The sequence below is a fragment of the Streptacidiphilus rugosus AM-16 genome (genome assembly GCF_000744655.1).
Taxonomy (GTDB): Bacteria; Actinomycetota; Actinomycetes; order Streptomycetales; family Streptomycetaceae; genus Streptacidiphilus; species Streptacidiphilus rugosus.
The window spans coordinates 6,673,462-6,697,448 of record NZ_JQMJ01000004.1 but is presented as its reverse complement, the minus strand read 5'-3'; the positions used below and the strand labels follow the sequence as shown (position 1 = coordinate 6,697,448).

The window sequence follows — 23,987 nt, the reverse complement described above, 5'->3', positions numbered from 1 at the left end:
CCGCAGAGAGTGCCCCCTGTCCGTCACCGACGGACAGGGGGCACTGGCGTTTCCCGGCTTGCCGACAGAGTCGTCCGGGGGCCGGTGCGCGGCCCCCGGACGACGGACCTAGTCCGTCTTGATCGCGCCGAGGATGTCGAGCCTGGCCGCGCTGCGGGCCGGCCACATCGCGGCCAGCAGGCCCACCGCGCCGCCCGTCGCGAGGAACAGCGCCAGCTGACCCCACGGCAGGACCGTGCTCAGGTTCGCCATGTCCGCCTGCAGCAGGCGGTTGGCGGCCCAGGCCAGGAAGGTGCCGATGGCGATGCCCATGCCGGCGCCGAACAGGGCGATCACCACGGCCTCCAGCCGGACCATGCGCTTCACGCCGCGCTTGTCCAGTCCGACGGCTCGCAGCATGCCCAGTTCGCGCTTCCGCTCGAAGACGGACATGGCCAGCGTGTTGATGACGCCGAGGACCGCGATCAGCACCGCCATGCCCAGCAGGGCGTAGAGGATGGTCAGCATCAGCGAGATGGTCGAGTTGAACTGGTCGATCATCTGCTGCTGCGACTGCACCTTGATCAGCGGGTTGAGGCCGGTGGCGTCCCGCAGCGCCTGCTCGTTGGCGGCGTTCGCGCCGCCCTCGGACTTGACCAGCACGGTCGTGACGTAGGACGCGGTGGTGTGCGGCGCCAGGATCTGCTCGCCCAGCAGGGCCGGGCCGAGCAGGTCGCTCTTCTCGTAGATGCCGCCGACCGTCAGCGTGCCGGTGCTGCCGTTCGGGTAGTCGACCTTGACGCTGCTGCCCACCGAGAGCTTGCGGGAGCTCGCCTGGTCGGCGTCGATCAGGAGCTGACCCTGCTGCAGCGAGCCGGTGGAGCCCTGCTTCATCACCGGGGCCACGAGCTGGTCGAAGCTGCCCGCGTCGAAGCCGGAGACGCTCAGGTCCCTGCCGTCGGCCTGGAGGTACTGCTCGTCGATCACGCTGGTGGCGGTGACGCCCTTGGCGCTCTTGATCTGGTCGACCAGCGCCTTGGTGGCCGGCAGGCCGAGCTCGGCGCTGACCGCGTAGTCGGCCTTCATGTTCGCGGTGACCTGGCTGGTGACCGCGGAGCTGACCGAGGTGCCGATGACGGTCAGTGCGGCGATCAGCGTCACGCCGATCGTCAGCGCCGAGGCCGTGGCGGCGGTGCGGCGCGGGTTGCGGACCGCGTTCTGCTTGGCCAGCCTGCCGCTGACGCCGAAGAGCCGACCGAAGAGCGGACCGGTGATCGCGATGATCGGCCGGGACAGCAGCGGCGTCAGCACGAAGACGCCCAGCAGCACCAGCATCGCGCCCAGCGCGACCGGCATCCGGCCGTCGCTGCCGCCCTTGTCCACGCCCAGCAGCACCGCCGCGACGCCGAGCCCGCCGAGCACGCCGCCGATGCTGTTGCGGACCACCAGGCTCTTCTGCGAGGCGGGCTGGTCGCTGCTGCTCATCGCCGCGACCGGGGGGACCCGGGAGGCGCGCAGCGCGGGGAACAGCGCCGCCAGGGCCGTGACCACGGTGCCGACCAGCAGGGTGATCAGCGCCGTCGAGGCGGTGACCGTCAGACCGCCGGCGGGGATGTTGCCGCTCGATCCGGCCCAGGCCTTCAGGGCGGCGCCGATCCCGATGCCGGCCGCCAGCCCGACGACCGACGCGCTGAAGCCGACCAGCAGCGCCTCCAGGACCACCGAGCGGCGGACCTGCTTGCGGCTCGCCCCCAGCGCCCGCATCAGCGCCAGCTCGCGGGTGCGCTGGGCGATCAGCATGGTGAAGGTGTTCGAGATCAGGAAGATGCCGACGAAGAGGGCGATGCCCGCGAAGAAGAGCATCGCCGTCCTCATGCTGGCCATGCCGTCCTTGATGTCCTGCTTCGCCGTGGCGGCGAGGTCGGCGCCCGTGTGGACGGTGATGTTCGCGCTGTGCGGGATGACCTGGAGGACCTGGTCCTCCAGCGCGGTCTGGCCGACACCGGGCTTGGCGGTGACGTCGATGGCGCTGAACTGCCCGGCCTTGGCGTAGAGCTGCTGCGCGGTGGCGGTGTCGAACAGCACCAGCGAGCCGCCCGAACTGACCTGCGGGTCGTCGGTGGTGAAGAGACCGGAGACGGTCAGCTGCATGACCGGGCCGTTGACGGCGACGCGGACGGTGTCGCCGACCTTGAAGCCGTTCTTCGCCGCGGTCTTCTCGTCGATCGCGACCTGCGTGCCGTTGGCCGGGCCGCTGCCCTGCGTCATCGGGTAGCGCGAGTCGCCGCCGCCGTTCGCGGCGGGGCTCCAGTTGGCGCCGCTGGTGTTGCCGCGTTCCCCGATCAGCCGGCCCTGCGGGTCGGCGATGCCGGCGAAGCCGTGCGCGGTGCCGACGGCGGAGGCGGTACCCGGGAGCGCGGTTATCCGCTGGAGCGTCCTGGTGGTCAGCGGGTCGGCGGCGCTGTTGTTGTTCTTCGCCGAGCGCTCGGAGCCCGAGGCCTGGTCGTCGACCCGGACGGACACGTTGTCGTAGGTGTGCGACATGCTGTTCTGCAGCGCGGTGCTGACGGAGTCGGAGAAGACCAGGGTGCCGGCCACGAAGGCGGTCCCCAGCACGACGGCGAGCATCGTCATCAGCAGGCGTCCCTTGTGGGACAGCACGTTGCGCAGTGCGGTCTTGAACATCAGAAGGTCCCCGTCTTCCGGCTCAGCTGGTCCGGCCCTTGGCGTCGAAACGACGCATGCGGTCCAGAACGCTGTCGGCGGTGGGGGCCTGCAGCTCGTCGACGATCCTGCCGTCGGCGAGGAAGACGACCCGGTCCGCGTAGGAGGCGGCGACAGGGTCGTGAGTGACCATCACGATCGTCTGGCCGAGCTCGCGAACGGAGTTGCGCAGGAAGCCGAGGATCTCCGCGCCGGAGCGGGAGTCGAGGTTGCCGGTGGGCTCGTCGGCGAAGACGATCTCCGGTCGGGAGGCGAGCGCGCGGGCGCAGGCGACGCGCTGCTGCTGGCCGCCGGAGAGCTGGCTCGGGCGGTGGCCCAGCCGGTCGGCCAGGCCGACCGTGGCGATGACCTGGTCGAGCCAGACCTTGTCGGGCTTGCGCCCGGCGATGTCCATGGGCAGCGTGATGTTCTCGAGCGCCGTCAGGGTGGGCAGCAGGTTGAACGCCTGGAAGACAAAACCGATCTGGTCCCGGCGCAGCTTGGTGAGCTGCTTGTCCTTCAGCCCGCCGAGCTCCGTGTCACCGATCCTGGCGGAGCCGGAGGAGACCGAGTCGAGTCCGGCCATGCAGTGCATCAGCGTGGACTTGCCGGAGCCCGAGGGGCCCATGATGGCGGTGAACTCGCCGCGGTAGAAGTCCACCGAGACGTGGTCCAGTGCGGTGACGCGGGTGTCGCCGGAGCCGTAGACCTTGGACAGGTCCGAGGCCCGGGCTGCGGCGGTGCGCAGGGCAGTGGTCGTCACGGTGGGTACTCCGGAGGGCTCGGGGGCGAAGAAGAAGCGTGCGGCGGGGCGGAAAGCCCACCGCGTCTTCATCTTCTCCGGCCCTTCGCCCCCGGAAGTCGCTCCGAGGAACGGAGTCCGGCTCCTCCTGCGGTATGACACCGCCTCCGACTCCTCGGGGACGCCCCGGGGTCCGTCTCAGGGTCGAGCACGGCTGACGAATTGTCAGAGTCCAGTAAATTAGGTCAACTTCCTCCCATCCGTGCACAACCTGCGCTCGGCTGCGGATAGGCTTTCCCCACAGGGGTTACGCCCGGATGGTGGAACGCAGACACGGCGAGCTTAAACCTCGCTGGCCGCGAGGCCGTGCCGGTTCGAATCCGGCTCCGGGCACGAGTCCACGCCCTGGCCTGACATGCGCAGGCCAGGGCCCGGCTGTGGCCTGTCGACTCTCGGCTACATGCGCGCGGCGGCGCGGCGGAGGTCGTACTCGTGGACGATCGCCTTGGCGTACCCGTACGAGATCTCGTACTCACGCCGAAGCCAGTCGATCTTGTCTTCGCAGCGGAGGAGGCCGGGGCCCTCGGCGACCGCGTGGAGCCAGTCCTCGATGGTTCGGCCGGTCACGCCGGGGATGCGGGAGATCAGGTTCTGATGGGTCTCTGCGGAGTACATGAGGGTCACTGGGCGCCTCCGATAGAGCGGTCCGTTTCACGACTGTGCCGCAGGGTGGGGGTCTTGGCAACAGTCCGCGTCGGGGGCACCCGTACCCAAAGGAGCGTGGCTCCATCCACGATGCGCGGATACGCTCGCTCCATGCCTGATCCGACACCACTTGTCGCTGCCGCTGAGCGTTTGGCGGACCGTTTTCGCGCGATGCCGCAGAGTGCGCTGGCGCGCAAGGCCCCACCCGGCCTCGCGCTGGCGCGCGAGCTGGCCCGCGCGTCGGGCGCGCCGACCGAGGTGCCGGACGTCGGCGGCTTCGTGGTCGGCGACCAGATCGCCGTCACGGCCCACGACCTCGCCCTGACCCTGGCCACGACGGACGACCCCACTGCGGACCGGACCCTGACCGAAGCCCTCGCCTCGATAGCGGCGGTCGCTGCGCTCTAGCCTGACGGAGCCGTTCCACAAGACCCACAAAAGACCCAGGGGGCGCGGGGCTTCTGCGCGTGAGCAACCAGGCAAGTGCTCAGGGGCGCGGGGCTTCTGCACGCGAGTAGCCAGGCAAGTGCTCAGGGGCGCGGGGAACTGCGCGAGGAACCACCCTGTGCGGACGGCCCTGCGCGTTGAGGATCATCCGCAGGCGGGCGGCTTGTAGCGCAGTTCCTCGCGCCCCTGGGGGGTGCAACTGGTCCTCTGATCTGAGGTGCCGGGCCGCGCGGCAAGAGCCGCGCAGTTCCTCGCGCCCCTGGGGGGTGCAACTGGCCCTCTGATCTGAGGTACCGGGCGTGCGCGGCAGGGCCGCGGGGATCCGGAGGGGCTACAGGCTGGCGACGACGCGGTCGGCGAGGACGTAGACGGTTTCCTCGTCGGAGAGGGCGAAGGTCAGGGCGTGGGCGCCGGGGAGACGCGAGGTGCCGAGGAGGCGGACGTCGAGGCCGCTCTCGACCGCGTCGCGGATCCGGCGGCCGGTCTCCTGGTCGCCCGGCGCGATGCAGAGGGTGGTCTCGTCCTCGAAGACGTAGACGTCCAGCGTCCCCATCGGGCCCGGACGGACGTCCTTCAGCGCGGTGCCGACCTCGACCAGCTCCAGCAGGCGCAGGTCCGTCCACTCCGGCGTGGGCGTCGGCTGCGGGACGAAGCCCGGCTGGGCGGGGTGGGAGGGGCGGGTCGCACGGTCGCCCTCGGTGATCATGTCCTCGAGCGCGGAGCGCAGTGCGTCGGCGAACTCGGGATCCATTTCCCCGGCCTCGTCGACGAATCCGCGCGGGGCCGGCAGAAACATGGTGTTCTCGGCGACCAGCGCCTCCACGGAATCCTCCGCGGCGCGGGCCTCCTGCTCTGCCCAGAAGCTCCGGGCCTCGGCTATTTCGCGCTCGCGGTCCTCCGCCAGGGCGATTCCGACCGCGCGGCGCACGGTCGACTCCAGGCGGCGCGACATGGCGCGCACAGAAAGCAGCGCGGTGGCCGCGACAGCGGCGACCAGCGCGAGCAGGACGAGAAGGAGGACGATCACGGGAGGCACCCCTTGCGAGGAGTCGTTCAGGCGGTCAACCCAACAGTGCCGCAAGGAAGCGAATCCCGGCAGTGCGTAATGTCCTTTTCATTTGTGACGTCCGACATTGCGGGAATTGTCCGAGGGTGCGAATGTCTACGGAATGCAGTCACCCGGTCGCTCTGCGTCGACGAAAAGTGAACCCGGCATAAAGAAAGAGGGTTGGGCCGCGTCGGAACGTGACCCAACCCTTACCCGCCTGCTATTGGACCAAACGGGTCATTATGAGAAATCCCTGAGTCAGCTCAGTCGCTCGATGACCATCGCCATGCCCTGGCCGCCGCCCACGCACATGGTCTCCAGGCCGAACTGCTTGTCGTGCCACTGCAGCGAGTTGATCAGCGTCGTGGTGATGCGGGCGCCGGTCATGCCGAAGGGGTGGCCGACGGCGATCGCGCCGCCGTTGACGTTCAGGCGGTCGAGGTCGATGCCCAGGTCCCGGTAGGAGGGGATGACCTGAGCCGCGAAGGCCTCGTTGATCTCGACCAGGTCGATGTCGGAGACCGAGAGGCCGGCCCGCTTGAGGGCCTGCTTCGACGCCTCGACCGGGCCGTAGCCCATGATCTCGGGGGAGAGGCCGGAGACGCCGGTGGAGACGATCCGGGCCAGCGGCGTCAGGCCGAGGTCGCGGGCCTTGGTGTCGGACATGATGACCAGCGCCGCCGCGCCGTCGTTCAGCGCGCAGCAGTTGCCCGCGGTGACCGTGCCGTCGGGGCGGAAGACCGGGTTCAGGCCGGAGACGCCGTCCAGCGTGACGCCCGCGCGGGGGCCGTCGTCCTTGGAGACGACCGTGCCGTCCGGCAGCGTCACCGGGGTGATCTCGCGCTCCCAGAAGCCGTCCGCGATGGCCTTCTCGGCCAGGTTCTGGCTGCGGACGCCGAACTCGTCCTGCTCACGGCGGGTGATCCCCTTGAGCTGGGCGAGGTTCTCCGCGGTCTGGCCCATGGCGATGTAGACGTCGGGGACCAGGTCGTCCTCGCGGGGGTCGTGCCAGGTGCCGCCGCCCGCCGCGAGCGCCGCCGTGCGCGCCTCGGCGTCGGCGAAGAGCGGGTTCCTGGTGTCCGGCAGGCCGTCCGAGCTGCCCTTGACGAAGCGGGAGACCGTCTCGACACCGGCCGAGATGAAGACGTCGCCCTCGCCGGCCTTGATCGCGTGCAGCGCCATCCGCGTGGTCTGCAGCGAGGAGGAGCAGTAGCGGGTGATGGTGCAGCCGGGGAGGTGGTCCATGCCGAGCTGGACGGCCACCACGCGGCCCAGGTTGTAGCCGGCCTCGCCGCCGGGCAGGCCGCAGCCCAGCATCAGGTCGTCGATGTCGCGCGGGTCCAGCTGCGGCACCTTGGCCAGGGCGGCGGCCACGATCTGCGCGGTCAGGTCGTCCGGCCGCAGATCCTTCAGCGAGCCCTTGCCGGCCCGGCCGATCGGCGAACGGGCGGCGCTGACGATTACGGCTTCGGGCATCGTTGCTCCTGGGGGCGCTGGAAGGATGAGGGCCACGGCAGGCCGTCGCGCGTCGCCCGGGGGCGGACGCACGAACAGGCCTGCCAAAAAGCTACTCCCAGGTAGCGGCGCCGTCAGCGCCGCGCCCGTGTGAGCTGTCTGACGTAGACACCGCGGCCTGCACCGACGCCTCCATCGACGCCTCCACGGAGTCCGGTGCGGCCGCCGCGGCGTGCGCCCCCACCGAGCTCAGGGGGCGTCGCGCCCGGCGCAGCAGCTGTGCCCAGTGGCCGGCCGGTGCGACCTCGGTGCCGCCGTGGCTCGCGGCCACGGCCGCCGCCTTGGCCAGCGAGTGCAGACCCTCGGTGCGGTGGCCGACCGGGATCTCCGGCCACACCCCGAGCGCCGCGCAGAGCGTCGGCAGCATCGCCATCGCCGCCGTCGCGTAGCCCTGCGCCGAGGGGTGGTAGCGGTCGGAGGCGAACATCTCGTGGCGCCCGCGGAACTCGGGGCCCAGCAGATCTCCCAGGGAGACGCTCCGGGCGCCGGCCTCCACCACGGCGATCGACTGGGCGGCCGCCAGCTGGCGGCTCGCCCTCCGGGCCAGCCAGCGCAGCGGCGGGCGGACCGGTTCGATGGTGCCGAGGTCGGGACAGGTGCCCACGACGACCTCGACCCCGGCCGCCCTGAGCCGCTTGAGCGCGTCGCCGAGCAGCCGCACCGAGACGGCGGGCTTGGTCATCTGGGTGACGTCGTTGGCGCCGATCATGATCAGGGCCAGCTCCGGGCCGGGCGACCCGGTCTGTGCCAGCAGGCCGTCGACCTGGCGGGGCAGATCCTTCGAGGTCGCGCCGTTGGCGGCGACGCAGATCAGGTCCACCGGCCGTTCCGCGACCGAGGCGATCCCGCCGGCCAGCAGGGCCCCTGGCGTCTCCCGGCCCCGGTCCACGCCGAAACCGGCCGCCGTGGAGTCCCCCAGGATCGCGAAGCGCAACGGCTCCGCGTCCGCGGCGGCGAAGGCCGTGCCGTAACGGCCGTCGGCGCGGGGCGGCTCGCCCTTCAAGGTGTCCAGCTGGTGCTCGGCGATCTTCGCCTCGGCCAGCAGGACGCCGACCAGCCCCACTCCGAGCAGGCCGATCCCGCCGCCCCCGTACGCGGCAGCCGCGGCGATGCGCCGGGCAACACGTGCTCGTGACATGACCACCCCCAACTGGGTAGGGCCCCGTCGCCCGGGACCCTGTGGCGGTCCCGGTGCGACTCGGAACAACTGCATCACTGCGTCAATACCCGGTAACGCCTGTCGCCTCGCTTTGGTTTCGGTCGTACGCGCGATGTCTCCGGACAGTCGGGCGACCCGCTCCGGATGCCGTTGAAGATCACTGTCGCATCCCGGCGCGTGCCGACCGGACCATGTGATCGAGTCTCCCGCACTACGCTGGCACCGCGGGGACGACAAACCGTGCGCTCCGCATATTTCTGTCCAACCGCGGAGGAACCCCGTGCGGTACCACGACTCGATCATCGACCTGGTCGGCGACACCCCCCTGGTCAAGCTCAACAGGGTGACCGAAGGCATCGCCGCCACGGTCCTGGCCAAGGTGGAGTACTTCAACCCCGGCGGCTCGGTGAAGGACCGGATCGCCATGAAGATGATCGAGGCCGCCGAGGCCTCGGGGGCGCTCAAGCCCGGGGGGACGATCGTCGAGCCCACCTCCGGCAACACCGGCGTCGGCCTGGCGATCGTGGCGCAGCAGAAGGGCTACCACTGCATCTTCGTCTGCCCGGACAAGGTCTCCACGGACAAGATCAACGTGCTGCGCGCCTACGGCGCCGAGGTCGTGGTCTGCCCGACCGCGGTCGCGCCCGAGCACCCCGACTCGTACTACAACGTCTCCGACCGCCTGGTCAGGGAGACCCCGGGTGCCTGGAAGCCGGACCAGTACTCGAACCCGAACAACCCGGCCTCGCACTACGAGTCGACCGGCCCCGAGCTGTGGCAGCAGACCGAGGGGAAGATCACCCACTTCGTCGCCGGCGTCGGCACGGGCGGAACCATCTCCGGCACCGGCCGCTATCTGAAGGACGTCTCCGAGGGCCGGGTCCAGGTCGTCGGCGCCGACCCCGAGGGCTCGGTCTACTCCGGCGGTACCGGCCGCCCGTACCTGGTCGAGGGTGTGGGCGAGGACTTCTGGCCGACCGCCTACGACCGCGACGTCGCCGACGAGATCGTGCCGGTCTCCGACAAGGACTCCTTCCAGATGACCCGCCGCCTCGCGAAGGAGGAGGGCCTGCTGGTCGGCGGCTCCTGCGGGATGGCGGTCGTCGCGGCGCTGGAGGTGGCCAAGCGTCTCGGCCCCGACGACGTCGTGGTGGTGCTGCTGCCCGACTCCGGCCGCGGCTACCTGAGCAAGATCTTCAACGACGAGTGGATGCGCGACTACGGCTTCCTGGAGGAGGGCGGCGACGAGGCGGTCGTCGGCGACGTCCTGGAGCGCAAGGACGCCCTGGAGCACGAGGGCATCCCGCAGTTCGTCCACGTGCACCCGGACGAGACGGTCGGCGAGGCGGTGCAGATCCTGCGCGAGTACGGCGTCTCGCAGATGCCGGTGGTCTCCCCGGGCGCCGGACACCCGGACGTGATGGCCGGCGAGGTGATCGGCTCCATCGTCGAGCGCGACCTGCTGGACGGCCTCTTCGCCAAGCGCTTCGGTCTGGAGGACCCGATCGGCGTACACATGTCGCCGCCGCTGCCGGTCGTCGGCTCCGGAGAGTCCGTCAGCAGCCTGATGACGGTGCTGGGTCGGGCGGACGCCGCGGTCGTGCTGGTCCAGGGCAAGCCTCAGGGCATCGTCACCCGTCAGGACCTGCTCACCTTCATGTCCCGCAAGTAGCCGCACGCGCGGTCGGGCACCCGGACGGCCGCGCAGTCGGGCTGTCACATAAGTGTGTCCAAATGGTACGTAGGCGTCACGTACCGGCAGCACGTGGTTAACAAGGCTCGGGCATTGTTCTTGTCACGGCAAGAAAGCCGAGCGTGGTGACAGCGGGGAACGGAGCGGCTCCCTGACTCCGCCGTCACCAGGACGCGTCGGACGGCCCTGACCCGGCCGGCCGCGTCCGTCCGTGGGGATGCCGTCGTCCCGCCCCTGTCGGTTCGTCCGACGGGGTGCGGCCCCCGCGGCACCAGCTCCGCGTTCCCGGGTGGGGGAACCTGACGGAGACAGCAGGGCCGGCCCTCGGGCCGGCCCTGCTGGTGTGTTCGGGGGTGTTCGGCGAGGTCAGCCGGTACGGCGCAGCACGACGACGAGACCCGCCCCCGCCAGCAGGAAGCCCGCTCCGCCGACCAGGTAGGGGGTGGCGTCGGGTCGGGTCGGGTCGGCCGCGGCGGTGGTGACCACGGCGTTCGACACGACGGACGCGGTCGGTGCGGCGGGCGTCCGGTCCGAGACGGAGGCCGACGCGTAGGGGACCAGTGCGAGCGTGAACGCGGTGCCGATACCTGCCGCGACGGCGGTGGTGGTGAGATGGCGGCGGCCCACGGGCGCTCCTCGTGCTTCGGGTACGTCGTCGTACGCGGCGGACTCACTCGCACGACCCCCGTGACGTGCTGGTCCGGACGATGCTAATCAGCCGATCGGCCTTTGGATAGGCTCGGGCCATGACTACTCAGAGCGGCGACGCCACCCCTTCGGTCGAGGACGCCCCCCGTTTCATCCGGCTCCAGATCGAGCTGATCGTCGAGGTCGTCGACGAGAAGGCGCTGCAGGCCGCGGCGCTGGAGCAGGTCGAGAACGACGAGTACCTCGAGGACGACGAGCGGGCCGAGGCCGTCGAGGCCATCAACATCGACCCGAGTGGCGCAATCGCCCACTTCGTCGACCCGGTCGCGATGCTGGAGGGAATCCCGGGCGTCGAGCTGGCCGAGGCCGGCTGGGAGACGCAGCCCGTGGACTACGACGAGGAGAACGAGGACTGGGAGCTCAGCGAGGCCGGCGAGGAGGAGTGACCCCCGCCCCGACGTCGCGTCAGATGAGAGCTGTCTGAAAAGTCCGAATTGGGCTTCTGCTGCCTGTCCTGTTTAGTCTGATAAGCCGGACATGGACAGGCAGTGGGCGACGGCAGGAGCAGACCCGATGACGACAGCGGCACAGTGGACCCGGCGATCCGTGGTGGCCGGGATGGTGGGCACTCCGGTGCTGCTCGTGGCGGCCTGTTCGGGCCCCGACTCGAAGGGCTCCGGCGACGGGGCGAACGGGGGCCGGGACGGCGCCTCCGCTCCCGCCAAGGTCACGAAGGCCACCGTCACGGTCACCCCCAAGAACGGCGCGACCGGCGCCGACATGACGGCGCCGGTCACCGTGAGGGTGGCCCTGGGAACACTGGAGTCCGTCTCGCTCACCGGCCCCGACGGCAAGCAGATACCCGGTCAGCTCTCCGCCGACAGGACCAGTTGGACCAGCAGTGGGAGGCTGGCCTCCAGCAGCTCGTACAAGCTCGCGGCGGTCTCCAAGGACACCGAGGGCACCACCGGCACCACCGCCAGCGGCTTCAGCACCGGCAGGCCGGTCAAGGCCTTCGTCGGGACGTTCAACCCTGACCACGGCACCACGGTGGGCGTCGGAATGCCGGTGACCATCACCTTCGACAACGCGATCACCGACAAGGCCGCGGTGCAGAAGGCGGTCACGGTCACCGCAGAACCGCCGGTGGAGATCGTCGGTCACTGGTTCGGCGACAACCGGCTCGACTTCCGCCCGCAGGAGTACTGGAAGCCGGGCACCAGGGTCACCCTGACGCTGGCCCTGAAGGACGTCGAGGGCGCGAAGGGCCGCTTCGGCACCCAGGCCAGGACGGTCAGCTTCACCATCGGCCGCAGCCAGACGAGCGTCGCCGACCTGGCCAGCCATCAGCTCACCGTGACCAGGGACGGCGAGGTCGCGCAGACCTTCCCGATCTCCGGCGGCAGCCCCGAGCACACCACCTGGGCGGGCAAGATGGTGATCTCGGAGAAGCTGCTGCAGACCCGGATGGACTCACGGACGGTCAACCTCGGCGGCGAGTACGACATCGCCGACGTCCCGCACGCGCAGCGGCTGACCACCTCCGGGACCTTCATCCACGGGAACTACTGGTCCTCGGGCATCTTCGGCAACGAGAACACCAGCCACGGCTGCGTCGGCCTCCAGGACGCCAAGGGCGCGGGCGACCCGAGCACGCCGGCGGCGAAGTTCTACAACAGCTCGATGGTCGGCGACGTGGTCGAGGTCATCAACTCCGGCGACCGGACCGTGAGCCCCGCCAACGGCCTGAACGGCTGGAACCTCGACTGGACGAGTTGGAAGGCCGGCAGCGCGGTCTGAGCGGCGGCCGGCGCGACGGCGTCGACCGCTTGCCCACGCACCCGGTCAGAGCGCCAGCCGCAGGTCCTGGTAGGCGGTCAGGGCGTGGGACGAGGTGATCTTTCCGGCCACGGCGAGCTTCCGCCAGCTGTCCGGGTCGGTCGTCCGCGCGGCGGCGTTCTCGGCGACGGGGACCTCGCGGAGATCCTCCGTCGCGAGCCGGCGCAGCAGCGTCGGAAGGTCGGCGCGGCCGCCCTCGGGCGGAGTGTTCGCCAGCCGGGTCAGGGCAGCGGCCTCGGCCCGGTCCACGACCGCGAGCCGCCGCTCCAGGACGACGGCGTCCCGCCAGACCGTTCCGGTCAGGTAGCGGAGCTTCAGCCGCAGCAGGGCGGACTCGTTGGTGAGCGCGAGCACGGTCGAACGAGCCGGAGTCATGTCCGTGCGGTCCAGCGCGTCGTCGAAGCGGGGCGTCCCGTCGCTGTCGACCAGCACGCAGGTGGCGGACTTCACCCCGTTGTCCCACGCGGTCTGGGTCGGCACGTAGGTGCTGACCCTGGCCACCTCGTCGAGCTGGCCGACGTCCACGATCCGGCGGGCCGCGTCCGTGGTGCAGCCGACCACGGACTCCTCGGTGGCCTGCTCCTGGCCGGGAAAGCTCCCGGCGAACGTGACGCGCCCGACGATCTGTCCGTCGTGGGCTCCGCCGCAGTCGACGGTGTGAATGCCCGCGCGTGCGTCGTGGCCGCTGACGTAGTCGTAGCAACTGCCGACTGCGAAGGCGCTCACCGGGCCCTGCGTCGATCCCACGTACGCCGCCGTGCCGATGATCCCGATCATGGCGAGCGCGATCCAGCCGGCGCTGAGCGACAGGGCCACGACGGCGGCCCGCTTCCCGCGCAGCTCCTGGTTCCGGATCCGGAAGAGCGCGACGATCCCCATCACGACGGCGACGGGCACCAGCGCGAGCGCGGCGGCGACCAGCGCGATCACCGCGGCCGCGCTCGTCCTCGGCCGCGCGGGGGCGGGCGGGACCGGGGCGGGGGCGAAGCCGTGGCCTATGGAGGGAGGGACGGGTGTCTGGCTCACCGCGCGAGAGTATCCGATCGGCACTGCGCCGTCCGGGGCTTGTCCCGCGCGGGCGTCAATGGGTGGGCTGAGCAGCCCTTTCGTCCCGTTCCCCGGAGATCGGGTCCAGGCCGGTCAGCCAGCGCCGCTGCTGCTCACGCCAGTGGACGTAGGTCAGCGGGCCCTCCCAGGTCACGCTGAGCGGCCAGGGGTCGAACCGCCCGGTGAGCAACCGGTGCAGGAACTCGACCATGCCGTAGTCGTACCGGGCCCAGTTGTCCTCGGTGTGACGGCCCCGGACGACCACGGGCCACCGGTCCGGGTTCGGGTCGGCGGTGAACCAGTAGAGCGCGTCGGGTCCGCAGGTGTGGCCCCACTCCAGCAACTGCGCCGGGTCGAGGTCGAGCGCCCGCCGCGGCGGGTCGACCTGCCAGAGGTAGTCGGCGTCACCGCGCGACTCGGCGACGCTGCCGACCTCCCACTCGGGCGTCGGAACCGGCAGCGGCGGCACGATGCCGAGCACGTCGCCGAAGTCCCCCGCGCCGTAGCAGGCCATGAACGCGACGTAGTCCGACGGCAGGGCCCGGCCGAATGCCGCTTCGACGGCCGCCCAGTCGACGCCCTCGTCCGCGCCGTGATCGGCGGGTGCGACGTCGAGCAGTGCGGCGACGTGCGGGCTGAGCTTCATGAGGAACCCTCCTGAGATCGCCGCACGCTATCACCGCGCGACGTCCGTTCCCGGCTCCGGCCAGGCGTGTTCAGCCTTCGCCCACACGTTTGCCTTCGGGCGCGGAGCCGGGACCTGGCCGAGGGTCGGCTCGGTGCGGGGCCGCCTCGCGGGCCGAGCCGGATCGCGGAGGCCGGCGGCCGGAGGGCCGGAGGGCCGTGCCCCATGCCCGGGCTTCGGTGCGGGCCCATGTGGGCCCCGAAGGACCGCGCCGGCACCCGCCGACCGCCGGCCGCGTCCGGCGACCGGCTCGCGAACGAGGGGGTCAACGCGGCCGGTCACTTCGGCAACACCACCACCGCGGCGGCAGGTGCCCCGCGCGGCAGGTCAGCCCTGGGAGTGGGTGGGAGCCAGGAGGGCGCGGAGGGGGGCGGTGGTGGGGGCGTCGGTGACGGCGGCGTCGAGGGCGGTGGAGAGGGACTCCTCGACGCCTGGGGCGTAGTGGACGTGGAGGGGCTCGTCCCAGGTCAGGACGTAGGAGGCGCGACCCTGGTCGAGCAGGCCGAGGAGGGCCAGCCGCTTCAGCAGGCCGCGGAGCGCGTCTCGGGCGGACTCCTCGGCCGGGCGGCCCTTCGCCCTGTCGGCCTCGGCGGAGCGCGGGAGCCGGGCCGTCGCGGGTCCGGTGCCCTCGCGGTCGATCTCGTCCAGCAGGTAGGGGAGCAGTCCGTCGACGGAGCCTCCCGGCGGGCAGTGCGGGGCCAGCGCCAGCCGCAGGTGCGCGCGACCGCTCTCGCGGGCCAGGTCGTCCCAGGGCAGCGGTCGCTTGCCGGCCGAGTCCGCCGGCATCGTCACCGCCGCGACGGCCGCGAGCAGGTGGTCCACGTCGTGCAGCAGGGAGAGCGCGGGACGTTCCTGACCCGTGATCACCCGGCCGTCGGCGGGCAGCGCCTCCAACGCGGCGACGCGCTCCCGGACGGGCGGGTGCGAGTCGTACGGCGAGGTCTCCCTGACCGGCGGTTCGGTCCGGATCTCGTCCAGCTCGGCCTGCCGCTTCGCGGAGCCGAGCAGGGAGCGGAAGCCGCCGTAGAACTCCGACGCGAGCGGCAGGTAACCGACCTTCCAGCCCACCGACGCGTAACGCTCCAGATAGAAGTCGTACGCCAGGTCCAGCGCGGGAAGCTGACGCATCGCCGCCGCCGCGTGGTCGCGCCCGGCGATCCGCGCGGAGGCCAGGTCGGCGGAGAGCTCCTGACGCCGGCTCACCGACTCGGAGACGCGCAGGTAGAGCTTGGCGTAGGCGCCGAACACCGACGCGGTCACGCCGCGACCCGCCGCCCGGGCGTGCTGGACCACGGTGATGAGGCTCTGCCGGCCGCGCACGGTGATCCCGGCGAGCCGGGTGTCCTTGTTGCTGTAGTGGCCCAGCTCGTGCGCGAGGACCGCGTCCAGCTGCGGCTCGGTCAGACCGATCAGCAGCGGCACGCCGATCAGCATCCGCCGGTGGCCCGGTATCAGCCCGAGCAGTCGCGGGTTCTCGCTGACCGCCGCGTTGACCTGCGGGATCAGCCGGATCTCGGCCGGGGCGCGGGTGCCGACCTGCTCCGCCAGGGTGCGCACCCTGGCCCAGAGCTCGGGCTGCTGCTGCTCGGAGACGCTGATCCCGGGCGGGGCCTCGTCCTTGGGGCGGCGGACGAAGAACACGCCGCGCGCGATCGGGATCGCCACGACCACGCTGAAGGCGACCAGCTTGAGCGCGCCCGTGTTGAAGCCGTCCGAGGCGTTCTCCAGGACCAGGAAGTCCACCAGCGCGATCAGCGCCAGCGCCCCCAGTGCGAGCAGGTAGAAGCCCATCAGCAGGGCGAGCGCCTGGACGGCGCGGAACGAGGTGCGCATGCGGTCTTCCCCCGGAGCATGGAGCCGGCGCAGGTCGGCCAGGAAGGGCGGGCGAGGATCGGACACTGGGCTGCGCGCGGCGAACGGCGAGCGGGATCGTACCGGCCGCCGCGTTCCCCCGTCACCAGGGATGACCGGACTACGCTCAGACCTCATGAGCGAGCACAGCGAGCATCAGCACTACGCCTTCGAGACCCTGGCCATCCACGCCGGTCAGGAGGCGGACCCGCAGACCGGGGCAGTGGTCACCCCCATCTACCAGGTCTCCACCTACAAGCAGGACGGCGTCGGCGGACTCCGCGGCGGCTACGAGTACAGCCGCTCCGCCAACCCCACCCGCACCGCGCTGGAGCAGAACCTCGCCGCGCTGGACGGAGGCCGCAGGGGCCTCGCCTTCGCGTCCGGCCTGGCCGCCGAGGACTGCCTGCTGCGCACCGTCACCAAGCCCGGCGACCACATCGTCATCCCCAACGACGCCTACGGCGGCACTTTCAGGCTCTTCGCGAAGGTGCTGACCCGCTGGGGCGTGGACTTCTCGGTCGCCAACACCCACGACCCGGAGAGCGTGCGCGCCGCGGTCCGCCCCAACACCAAGGTGATCTGGGTCGAGACCCCGAGCAACCCGCTGCTCGGCATCGCCGACATCTCCGCCCTGGCCCACATCTCGCACGACACGGGTGCGCTGCTGGTCGTCGACAACACCTTCGCCAGCCCGTACCTCCAGCAGCCGCTGGCGCTCGGCGCGGACGTGGTCGTCTACTCGACCACGAAGTACATGGGCGGTCACTCCGACGTCGTCGGCGGCGCGCTGGTCACCGACGACGCCGCTCTCGGCGAGGAGCTGGCCTACCACCAGAACGCGATGGGCGCGGTCGCCGGGCCCTTCGACGCCTGGCTGGTGATGCGCGGCATCAAGACGCTGGGCATCCGGATGGACCGGCACAGCGCCAACGCCGCGAAGATCGCCGAGTTCCTGACCGGCCACCCGAAGATCGCCCAGGTGCTCTACCCGGGCCTGCCCGAGCACCCCGGCCACGAGGTCGCGGCCAAGCAGATGCGCGCCTTCGGCGGCATGGTCTCCTTCCGGCACCGCGACGGCGAGGAGGCGGCGGTCCAGGTCTGCAACCGGGCCGAGCTGTTCACGCTCGGCGAGTCGCTCGGCGGCGTCGAGTCGCTGATCGAGCACCCGGGCCGGATGACGCACGCCTCGGCGGCGGGTTCGGCGCTGGAGGTCCCGTCCGACCTGGTCCGCCTCTCCGTCGGCATCGAGTCGGTCGACGACCTGCTGGGCGACCTGCAGCGGGCGCTGGGCTGAGAGGCCGAGCACCGAGCACCGAGCCGTACGCGCCTGGCGCCCCTTCGGGGGCGCTCAGGGGCGGTGGGCCTCGATGGCCAGGTTGAAGCGGGTCAGGAGCCTGCAGAAGGCCTCCTGGTCCTCCTCGGGCCAGCCGTCGGTCAGCACCCGCATCAGCTCCTGGCGCGAGGCGCGGACCTCCTGGAGCCGCTGCCGGCCCTCCTCGGAGAGCTCCAGCAGCACCGCCCGGCCGTCGTCCGGGTTGGGCACCCGCTCCACCAGCCCGCAGTCGACCAGCGGCGCGACCTGCCGGGTCACCGTGGACGAGTCGATGCCCATGGCCTGCGCCAGCGCCTTGACGCCCACCGCGCCGGTCCGGTCGAGCCTGTTGAGCAGCAGGAACGCGGCCCGGTCCATCGAGTTCCGCTGCTCGCCCAGGGCTCCTATCCGGGCCTGTTCGACGCGGCGCGCGAAGATGGCCACCTGGTACTGGAGCTGGTCGTGCAGGTCCGTGGGCGCGGCGGAGTGGGCCTCGGCAGGGGAGAGGTTCTCAGACATCGGCTTCGTCGCGATCTGTCGTTCGGCTGAGCTCTCCGAGCGTATCCGCGCCAGGGCCTAGGCTGAACCCTATGAACGCCTGGCCGATCACCCTCGACGACGTGCGGGGGGCCCACAAGATGCTCTCCGGCATCGCCCGTGTCACCCCCATGGAGAGCAGCCGCCACCTCTCCACCCTGATCGGCGCGCCGGTCCAGCTCAAGTGCGAGAACCTGCAACGGACCGGCTCGTTCAAGCTGCGCGGCGCGTACGTGCGCATCGCGGGGCTCTCGCCGGTCGAGCACGCCGCGGGCGTGGTGGCGGCCAGCGCCGGCAACCACGCGCAGGGCGTCGCCCTCGCCGCGAGCACGCTGGGCGTCCGGTCGACCGTCTTCATGCCCGTGGCGGCGCCGCTCCCCAAGGTCGCGGCCACCCGCGACTACGGCGCGGAGGTCCGCCTGGTCGGTGAGAACTTCGACGCCACGCTGGCGGCGGCGCTGAAGTACGCGGAGACGACGGGCGCGGTCTTCATCCACCCCTTCGACCACCCCGACGTGGTGGCCGGACAGGGCACGGTGGGCCTGGAGATCCTGGAGCAGTGCCCGGAGGTGCGGACCATCCTGGTCGGCGTCGGAGGCGGCGGCCTGATGGCGGGGATCGCCGCGGCGGTCAAGCACGTGCGCCCGGACGTCAGGGTCATCGGGGTCCAGGCGGAGGGCGCGGCGGCGTACCCGCCCTCGCTGCGGGCGGGCCGCCCGGTCACCCTGGAGCGGTTCGCGACGATGGCGGACGGCATCCAGGTCGGCCGGCCGGGAGAGGTGCCGTTCGAGATCATCAACCAGTTGGGGGACGGGGTCCTCACGGTCAGCGAGGACGCGCTGGCGCGGGCGCTGCTGCTCTGCCTGGAGCGGGCCAAGCTCGTCGTCGAGCCGGCCGGCGCGAGCCCGATCGCGGCGCTGCTGGAGCACGGCGCGGAGATCGAGGGCCCGGTCGTGGCGGTCCTCTCCGGGGGCAACATCGACCCACTGCTGATGCAGCGGGTGCTGCGGCACGGCATGGCGGCCGCGGGCCGCTACCTGTCGCTGCGGCTCCGCATCAACGACCGCCCGGGCGCGCTGGCCACCCTGCTGGGTGCGCTCTCGCGCACCGACGCGAACGTGGTGGACGTGGCCCACGTCCGCACGGACCCGAAGCTGGGCATCGGCGAGGCGGAGGTCGACCTCCACCTGGAGACCAAGGGCACCGAACACTGCGCCGCGGTCGTCGCGGAACTCCGCGAAGCCGGCTACGTCGTCCTCAGCCAGGGCTGACCTGCCGCTTCCGTTGCACCCGCCCCTGGCGCGCGGGCGCGGCACCTCTCGACCAAGGGCCGGTTGCACTCACCTCAGGGGCGCGAGGAACTGCGCGGGCAACCACTGACGAGCGGACGGCCCTGCACGTTCGGGGCTCTACCCGCGTGGGTGGCTTGTCGCGCCCGCGCGCCGGAGGCGCATGTCGGCAGAGTCCCGCGCCCCTGAGGTGGTTGCAACCGGCTCTCTGCTCCACGCTGTCGCGCCCGCGCCGGAGGTGCACGTCGGCAGAGTCCCGCGCCCCTGAGGTGGTTGCAACTGGCCCTCTGCTCCACGCTGTCGCGCCCGCGCCGGAGGCGCAGGGCTCTGCTGTGGCGGAGTTCACCCCGTTGTCAGTGGCAGCCGCTAGGTTGGCCCGTGCCGTGCAGCGTCGGAGCTGGGCGGTGGTTCCGGCCGATTCGACGTGCCGACTTCGGCCGTTCGGGTAAGGCTAGGGGGACGTGTGATCGTTCTGGGTGAGGGAGACAGTCGATGAGCGGGGCAATCTCTGCCGAAGGGCTGGTGAAGACCTTCGGCGACGTCCGTGCACTCGACGGTGTGGATCTCGACGTGCCGGAGGGCACCGTGCTGGGCCTGCTCGGGCCGAACGGGGCCGGCAAGACCACCACCGTCCGCGTGCTGACCACGCTGCTGAAGCCGGATTCCGGCCGGGCCACGGTCGCGGGCGTCGACGTGCTGAGGCACCCCAACAAGGTGCGCAGCCTGATCGGACTCTCCGGCCAGTACGCCGCGGTGGACGAGTACCTGACCGGGCAGGAGAACCTGCAGATGGTCGGGGAGCTGTACCAGATGTCCGCGCGGGACGCGAAGGCCCGCGCCCGCGAGCTGCTGGAGTGGTTCAACCTCAGCGACGCGGCCGGGCGCATCGCCAAGACGTACTCCGGAGGCATGCGCCGGCGGCTCGACCTCGCCGCGGCGCTGGTCGTCCGGCCGCCGGTGATGTTCCTCGACGAGCCGACCACCGGGCTCGACCCGCGCAACAGGATGGCCCTGTGGGAGGTCATCGAGACCCTGGTCGGCGAGGGCACGACGCTGCTGCTGACCACGCAGTACCTGGAGGAGGCCGACCGCCTCGCCCACGACATCTGTGTCGTCGACCACGGCAAGGTGATCGCCAGGGGTACGGCCGACCAGCTCAAGGCACAGATCGGCGGCGAGCGCGTCGAGGTCGTGGTGCAGGACTCGAACGTGCTGGCCGCCGCCGTGGACGCGCTGACGCCGTTCGCGAAGGGCGAGCCGACGGTCGAGCCGCACGCCCGGCGGATCACCGTGCCGGTCAGCGGCGGCGCGCGGGTGCTGGCCGACGTGATCAGGGAGCTGGACGCCCGCGACATCGTGATCAACGACATCGGGCTGCGCCGCCCGACCCTCGACGACGTCTTCCTCTCGCTGACCGGTCATGTCACCGCCGGCGAGGACGAGGGCACGGACGAGGACGCCGTCGACGGCGCGCAGACCGAGGAGAACGCAGCGAGCAGGAAGAAGGCCCGGGTATGACGACGACCACCGCCCCGCTCTCGACGGGCGCCCCGCTCCAGCCCGCCCGCGGCGGGCTGCTGCAGATGGCGCACGACGCCTGGGTGGTCGCCAAGCGCAACCTGCGCCGGATGACCAGGATCCCCGAGATCGTCGTCTTCGGCCTGATGCAGCCTGTCATGTTCGTGCTGCTGTTCAGCTACGTCATGGGCGGCGCGATCGCCGTTCCCGGCGCCGACCCGAACTCGTACAAGCAGTACCTGATGGCCGGCATCTTCGCGCAGACCGTCACCTTCGCCGTGGCCGGCGCCTCGGCGGGCATCGCGGAGGACATGACCAAGGGGCTGGTCGACCGGTTCCGCTCGCTGCCGATGACGCGGTCCTCGGTGCTGGTCGGGCGCACGATCGCCGACCTGGTGCAGACGGGCTTCACGGTGCTCGTCCTGGCCATCGTGGCGCTGCTGGTCGGCTGGCGTTTCAACAACGGCATCCTGTCGGCGCTGGGCGCCTTCGCGCTGCTGCTCCTGCTGGGCTACGCCTTCTCCTGGATCGGCGCGCTGATCGGTCTGTCGGTGCGCAGCCCGGAGGCGGCCACCTCGGCGGGTCTGATCTGGCTGTTCCCGCTGACGTTCATCTCGAACGCCTTCGTGCCGGTCTCCAGCATGCCGGGCTGGCTCCAGCCGATCGCCTACTGGAACCCGTTCAGCGCGACGGTCGAGGCCTGCCGCAAGCTGTTCGGCAACCCGACCGGAGGTCCGTCGACGGCGTGGCCGATGCAGCACGCCGTCGGGGTGTCGATCGGCTGGTCGCTGCTGATCACGGCCGTCTTCTCGTACCTGTCCGTACGCAAGTACCGCTCCTCCGCCGGCTGACCGGCGAAGGAGCGGTACGGGTGCTGCGTGTCGCGGGCGCCCCGGGGGAGCGAGGTGGGCGGCGGATCAGCCGGTGTCAGCCCGTGTAGGGCTTGGCCTCGATGATCTTGACGCCCGCCTTGCGGCCGTTCGGCAGCTCGTAGGTCACGTCGGAGCCGACCTTCTGGCCGACGATCGAGCGGCCCAACGGAGACTGCGGGGAGTAGGTCTCCATGTCGCTGGAGGCCGCCTCGCGGGAGCCGAGCAGGAAGGTCATGGTGTCGTCCAGGTCGCCGTCGTAGGCGATGGTCACGACCATGCCGGGGCCGACGATGCCGTTGTCCGCCGGGGCCTCGCCGACCTGGGCGCGCTCCAGGAGCTGGGTGAGCTGGCGGATGCGCAGCTCCATCTTGCCCTGCTCCTCGCGCGCCGCGTGGTAGCCGGCGTTCTCCTTGAGATCGCCTTCCTCGCGGGCCTGCTCGATCTTCTGCGCGATCTCGGTGCGTGCGGGACCCGACAGGTGCTCCAGCTCGGCACGGAGCTGGTTGTACGCCTCCTGGGTGAGCCAGGTGACGTTGTCGCTGGTCTGGGTCACTGGTGCTCCTCGTAGGTACTGGGGATACAAATCTTCGCCCGTCGGTCAAGAACGGGCGAAACCCCCACCTTAACAATTCCGGCGCGCAGAGTCAGTGGTCAGGAACAGCCGACGAGCTCGCCGGTGGTTCCGCGGGACGTCGTCCTCAACAACACCGTGGGGGTCGCGTCGCCGCTCCCCCTGGGGATCGACACGGTCACCCGGCCGACCTCGTTGCCGTCCGCGTCGCGCGAGCGGACCGTGCAGCTGGCGGCCTTGTCACTCGGCTTGCTGACGGTGAGCGTGATCTTGACGGCGTGGTCGGAGACCACCTGGAAGGTCTGCACCTCGCCGTTGACGGAGGAGCCGGCGGCGTACTTCCAGGCGATGGCGACGACCACCGCGACGACCAGGCCGACGGCCGTGTAGTAGATCCGCTTGCCGCGTCGACCCGTGCGCGACCGTTCCGCGTCGGTCCTGCCGTACCGTCCGGCGGGCGGGCGGACCGGCCGCGCGCCGGACGGCCCGGTGGGCGTTCCGCCGGGGCTTACGCCCTGGGATGTATCCGCCATCGGACTATGGCCTCCTTCGGGGGGGTTCGCGGGGTGGTCGCGAAATAAACCGCTGTCCCCCGTCCGTCACTATAGGAGTCGGTTCCGATGACGAAGGGCACAGGGGCAGTGACTGAGCAGTTGCGACTGATGGCGGTGCACGCGCATCCGGACGACGAGTCCAGCAAGGGCGCGGCCACCATGGCGATGTACGTGTCGCGCGGTGTCGACGTGCTGGTGGCCACGTGTACGGGGGGCGAGCGGGGATCGGTGCTGAACCCGAAGCTCCAGGGTGACGCGTGGATCGAGGAGAACATCCACGAGGTCCGCGCCAAGGAGATGGACGCGGCGCGCGAGATCCTGGGAGTCAAGCAGGCCTGGCTGGGCTTCGTCGACTCCGGGCTGCCGGAGGGCGACCCGCTGCCGCCGCTGCCCGAGGGGTGCTTCGCCCTCAAGACGGTCGAGGAGGCGGCGGAGCCGCTGGTGCGGCTGATCCGCGAGTTCCGTCCGCACGTGATGACCACGTACGACGAGAACGGCGGCTACCCGCACCCTGACCACATCATGACCCACAAGATCTCCATGGCCGCCTTCGACGCCGCGGGCGACCCGGACGCGTACCCGGAGGCCGGCGAGCCCTGGCAGCCGCTGAAGCTCTACTACAACCAGGGCATCTCGCTGGAGCGGATCCGGGCCCTGGACGCGGCGATGAACGAGCGCGGCCTGGAGTCCCCGTACAAGGAGTGGATCGCCCGTTGGGAGACCTCCGAGCGGAAGCCCCGTGAGATCACCACCCGCGTGCCCTGCGGCGACTTCTTCGAGATCCGCGACAAGGCTCTGATCGCGCACGCGACGCAGATCGACCCGGACGGCCCGTGGTTCCGGGTGCCGCTGGAGATCCAGCGCGAGGTGTGGCCGACGGAGGACTACGAGCTGGCCCGTTCCCTGGTGGACTCCACGATCCCGGAGGCCGACCTCTTCGACGGACTGCCCAACCGAGTGGGGGCCGCGAAGATCGCCAACGCTTCCTGAGACCATGGAGGGGTGAACACTGCCATGCACCCCGCCGGCGTCGAACTGCTGGCCGCCCTCGACACCAACAAGGTGACCCCGGGCATCCTCGGCTTCCTGGTCTTCGCGGCGCTCGGCGCCGGCACCTGGTGGATCCTGAAGTCGATGAACCGCTCGCTCGGCAAGGTCGACTTCGTGGAGGCCCCGGAGCCGGGTCAGCTTCCCGAGCAGGCGACCGCTGCGGAGTCGACCGGCGAGCCGAAGCCCCAGCCGTAGCGGTAGCCGTCGCTCTGGTCGCGGC

At 71.1% G+C, this 23,987-nt stretch carries 23 protein-coding genes and 1 tRNA gene; 11 read left to right on the top strand and 13 right to left on the bottom strand.

Going from position 1 to position 23,987, the window contains the following annotated elements:
• Positions 1–108: 108 nt before the first annotated feature.
• Both BS83_RS39175 and BS83_RS39170 read right to left on the bottom strand, forming a co-directional pair.
• Complete coding sequence (locus tag BS83_RS39175) at positions 109–2,664, bottom strand: ABC transporter permease (RefSeq protein ID WP_037608101.1); 2,556 nt, start codon at positions 2,662–2,664, stop codon at positions 109–111.
• 22 nt (positions 2,665–2,686) lie between these two features.
• Positions 2,687–3,445 (bottom strand): ABC transporter ATP-binding protein, encoded by a 759-nt coding sequence (locus BS83_RS39170; RefSeq protein WP_037610942.1) that lies wholly within the window; start codon positions 3,443–3,445, stop codon positions 2,687–2,689.
• A gap of 290 nt (positions 3,446–3,735) precedes the next feature.
• Here BS83_RS39170 and BS83_RS39165 point away from each other — a divergent pair.
• Positions 3,736–3,817, top strand: a tRNA-Leu gene (locus BS83_RS39165).
• Between the two features lie 63 nt (positions 3,818–3,880).
• On the opposite strand, the gene BS83_RS39160 is transcribed toward BS83_RS39165, so the two are convergent.
• The gene (locus tag BS83_RS39160; protein WP_408641079.1) at positions 3,881–4,099 is read right to left on the bottom strand and encodes a DUF4287 domain-containing protein; all 219 of its coding nucleotides are present in this window, start codon (positions 4,097–4,099) and stop codon (positions 3,881–3,883) included.
• Positions 4,100–4,300: 201 nt separating this feature from the next.
• Between BS83_RS39160 and BS83_RS39155 the strand changes: the two genes are divergently transcribed.
• Entirely contained in the window at positions 4,301–4,537 is a 237-nt protein-coding gene (locus BS83_RS39155; RefSeq protein ID WP_232248639.1) for a hypothetical protein, read from the top strand.
• A gap of 370 nt (positions 4,538–4,907) precedes the next feature.
• Here the strand turns inward: BS83_RS39155 and BS83_RS39150 are convergent, their stop codons facing one another.
• From BS83_RS39150 to BS83_RS39140, 3 genes are all read right to left on the bottom strand, one after another.
• On the bottom strand, positions 4,908–5,603 hold the full coding sequence (locus tag BS83_RS39150) for a hypothetical protein (protein ID WP_051945080.1): 696 nt from the start codon (positions 5,601–5,603) through the stop codon (positions 4,908–4,910).
• A gap of 279 nt (positions 5,604–5,882) precedes the next feature.
• Positions 5,883–7,100, bottom strand: a complete 1,218-nt coding sequence (locus tag BS83_RS39145) for an acetyl-CoA C-acetyltransferase (RefSeq protein ID WP_037608096.1) — start codon at positions 7,098–7,100, stop codon at positions 5,883–5,885.
• 91 nt (positions 7,101–7,191) lie between these two features.
• Complete coding sequence (locus BS83_RS39140; RefSeq protein ID WP_084714791.1) at positions 7,192–8,277, bottom strand: SGNH/GDSL hydrolase family protein; 1,086 nt, start codon at positions 8,275–8,277, stop codon at positions 7,192–7,194.
• A gap of 301 nt (positions 8,278–8,578) precedes the next feature.
• Here BS83_RS39140 and BS83_RS39135 point away from each other — a divergent pair, with 301 nt between their 5' ends.
• Positions 8,579–9,970, top strand: a complete 1,392-nt coding sequence (locus tag BS83_RS39135) for a cystathionine beta-synthase (RefSeq protein ID WP_037608095.1) — start codon at positions 8,579–8,581, stop codon at positions 9,968–9,970.
• A 387-nt stretch (positions 9,971–10,357) separates the two neighbouring features.
• Here the strand turns inward: BS83_RS39135 and BS83_RS39130 are convergent, their stop codons facing one another.
• Positions 10,358–10,618, bottom strand: coding sequence for a hypothetical protein (locus tag BS83_RS39130; RefSeq protein ID WP_037608093.1), 261 nt, complete (start codon positions 10,616–10,618; stop codon positions 10,358–10,360).
• 119 nt (positions 10,619–10,737) lie between these two features.
• On the opposite strand from BS83_RS39130, the gene BS83_RS39125 reads away from it, so the two are divergent.
• On the top strand, positions 10,738–11,085 hold the full coding sequence (locus tag BS83_RS39125; protein ID WP_037608091.1) for a hypothetical protein: 348 nt from the start codon (positions 10,738–10,740) through the stop codon (positions 11,083–11,085).
• Between the two features lie 127 nt (positions 11,086–11,212).
• Entirely contained in the window at positions 11,213–12,439 is a 1,227-nt protein-coding gene (locus BS83_RS39120; protein ID WP_037608090.1) for a L,D-transpeptidase, read from the top strand.
• 45 nt (positions 12,440–12,484) lie between these two features.
• Here the strand turns inward: BS83_RS39120 and BS83_RS39115 are convergent, their stop codons facing one another.
• From BS83_RS39115 to BS83_RS39105, 3 genes are all read right to left on the bottom strand, one after another.
• Entirely contained in the window at positions 12,485–13,504 is a 1,020-nt protein-coding gene (locus tag BS83_RS39115; protein ID WP_157597494.1) for a septum formation family protein, read from the bottom strand.
• A gap of 55 nt (positions 13,505–13,559) precedes the next feature.
• Positions 13,560–14,171, bottom strand: a complete 612-nt coding sequence (locus BS83_RS39110; protein ID WP_051945077.1) for an SMI1/KNR4 family protein — start codon at positions 14,169–14,171, stop codon at positions 13,560–13,562.
• Between the two features lie 366 nt (positions 14,172–14,537).
• Positions 14,538–16,043, bottom strand: coding sequence for a M48 family metallopeptidase (locus BS83_RS39105; RefSeq protein WP_037608086.1), 1,506 nt, complete (start codon positions 16,041–16,043; stop codon positions 14,538–14,540).
• A gap of 154 nt (positions 16,044–16,197) precedes the next feature.
• Between BS83_RS39105 and BS83_RS39100 the strand changes: the two genes are divergently transcribed.
• Entirely contained in the window at positions 16,198–17,358 is a 1,161-nt protein-coding gene (locus tag BS83_RS39100) for a cystathionine gamma-synthase (RefSeq protein WP_037608084.1), read from the top strand.
• 54 nt (positions 17,359–17,412) lie between these two features.
• Here the strand turns inward: BS83_RS39100 and BS83_RS39095 are convergent, their stop codons facing one another.
• Positions 17,413–17,895 carry a MarR family winged helix-turn-helix transcriptional regulator gene (locus BS83_RS39095; protein ID WP_051945074.1) on the bottom strand — a complete coding sequence of 161 codons (483 nt, stop codon included), beginning with the start codon at positions 17,893–17,895 and terminating at the stop codon, positions 17,413–17,415.
• Positions 17,896–17,966: 71 nt separating this feature from the next.
• Here BS83_RS39095 and ilvA point away from each other — a divergent pair, with 71 nt between their 5' ends.
• The 3 genes from ilvA to BS83_RS39080 all read left to right on the top strand — a co-directional run bounded on the left by ilvA (position 17,967) and on the right by BS83_RS39080 (position 21,571).
• Positions 17,967–19,184 (top strand): threonine ammonia-lyase, encoded by a 1,218-nt coding sequence (gene ilvA / locus BS83_RS39090; RefSeq protein WP_037608082.1) that lies wholly within the window; start codon positions 17,967–17,969, stop codon positions 19,182–19,184.
• A gap of 510 nt (positions 19,185–19,694) precedes the next feature.
• Complete coding sequence (locus BS83_RS39085; RefSeq protein WP_063774320.1) at positions 19,695–20,720, top strand: ATP-binding cassette domain-containing protein; 1,026 nt, start codon at positions 19,695–19,697, stop codon at positions 20,718–20,720.
• Positions 20,717–21,571 (top strand): ABC transporter permease, encoded by an 855-nt coding sequence (locus tag BS83_RS39080; RefSeq protein ID WP_037608080.1) that lies wholly within the window; start codon positions 20,717–20,719, stop codon positions 21,569–21,571. Before BS83_RS39085 ends, BS83_RS39080 begins: the two co-directional genes overlap by 4 nt.
• Positions 21,572–21,647: 76 nt before the next feature.
• Here BS83_RS39080 and greA read toward each other — a convergent pair whose 3' ends face one another.
• Together greA and BS83_RS39070 are read right to left on the bottom strand one after the other, a co-directional pair.
• Positions 21,648–22,145, bottom strand: coding sequence for a transcription elongation factor GreA (greA, locus tag BS83_RS39075; protein ID WP_037608077.1), 498 nt, complete (start codon positions 22,143–22,145; stop codon positions 21,648–21,650).
• 98 nt (positions 22,146–22,243) lie between these two features.
• Positions 22,244–22,696, bottom strand: coding sequence for a DUF4307 domain-containing protein (locus tag BS83_RS39070; protein WP_051945068.1), 453 nt, complete (start codon positions 22,694–22,696; stop codon positions 22,244–22,246).
• Between the two features lie 108 nt (positions 22,697–22,804).
• Between BS83_RS39070 and mca the strand changes: the two genes are divergently transcribed.
• Both mca and BS83_RS39060 read left to right on the top strand, forming a co-directional pair.
• The gene (gene mca, locus BS83_RS39065; RefSeq protein ID WP_051945067.1) at positions 22,805–23,707 is read left to right on the top strand and encodes a mycothiol conjugate amidase Mca; all 903 of its coding nucleotides are present in this window, start codon (positions 22,805–22,807) and stop codon (positions 23,705–23,707) included.
• A gap of 24 nt (positions 23,708–23,731) precedes the next feature.
• A complete protein-coding gene (locus BS83_RS39060) occupies positions 23,732–23,962 on the top strand; it encodes a hypothetical protein (protein WP_037608074.1) in 231 nt (76 codons plus the stop codon).
• Positions 23,963–23,987: the final 25 nt, after the last annotated feature.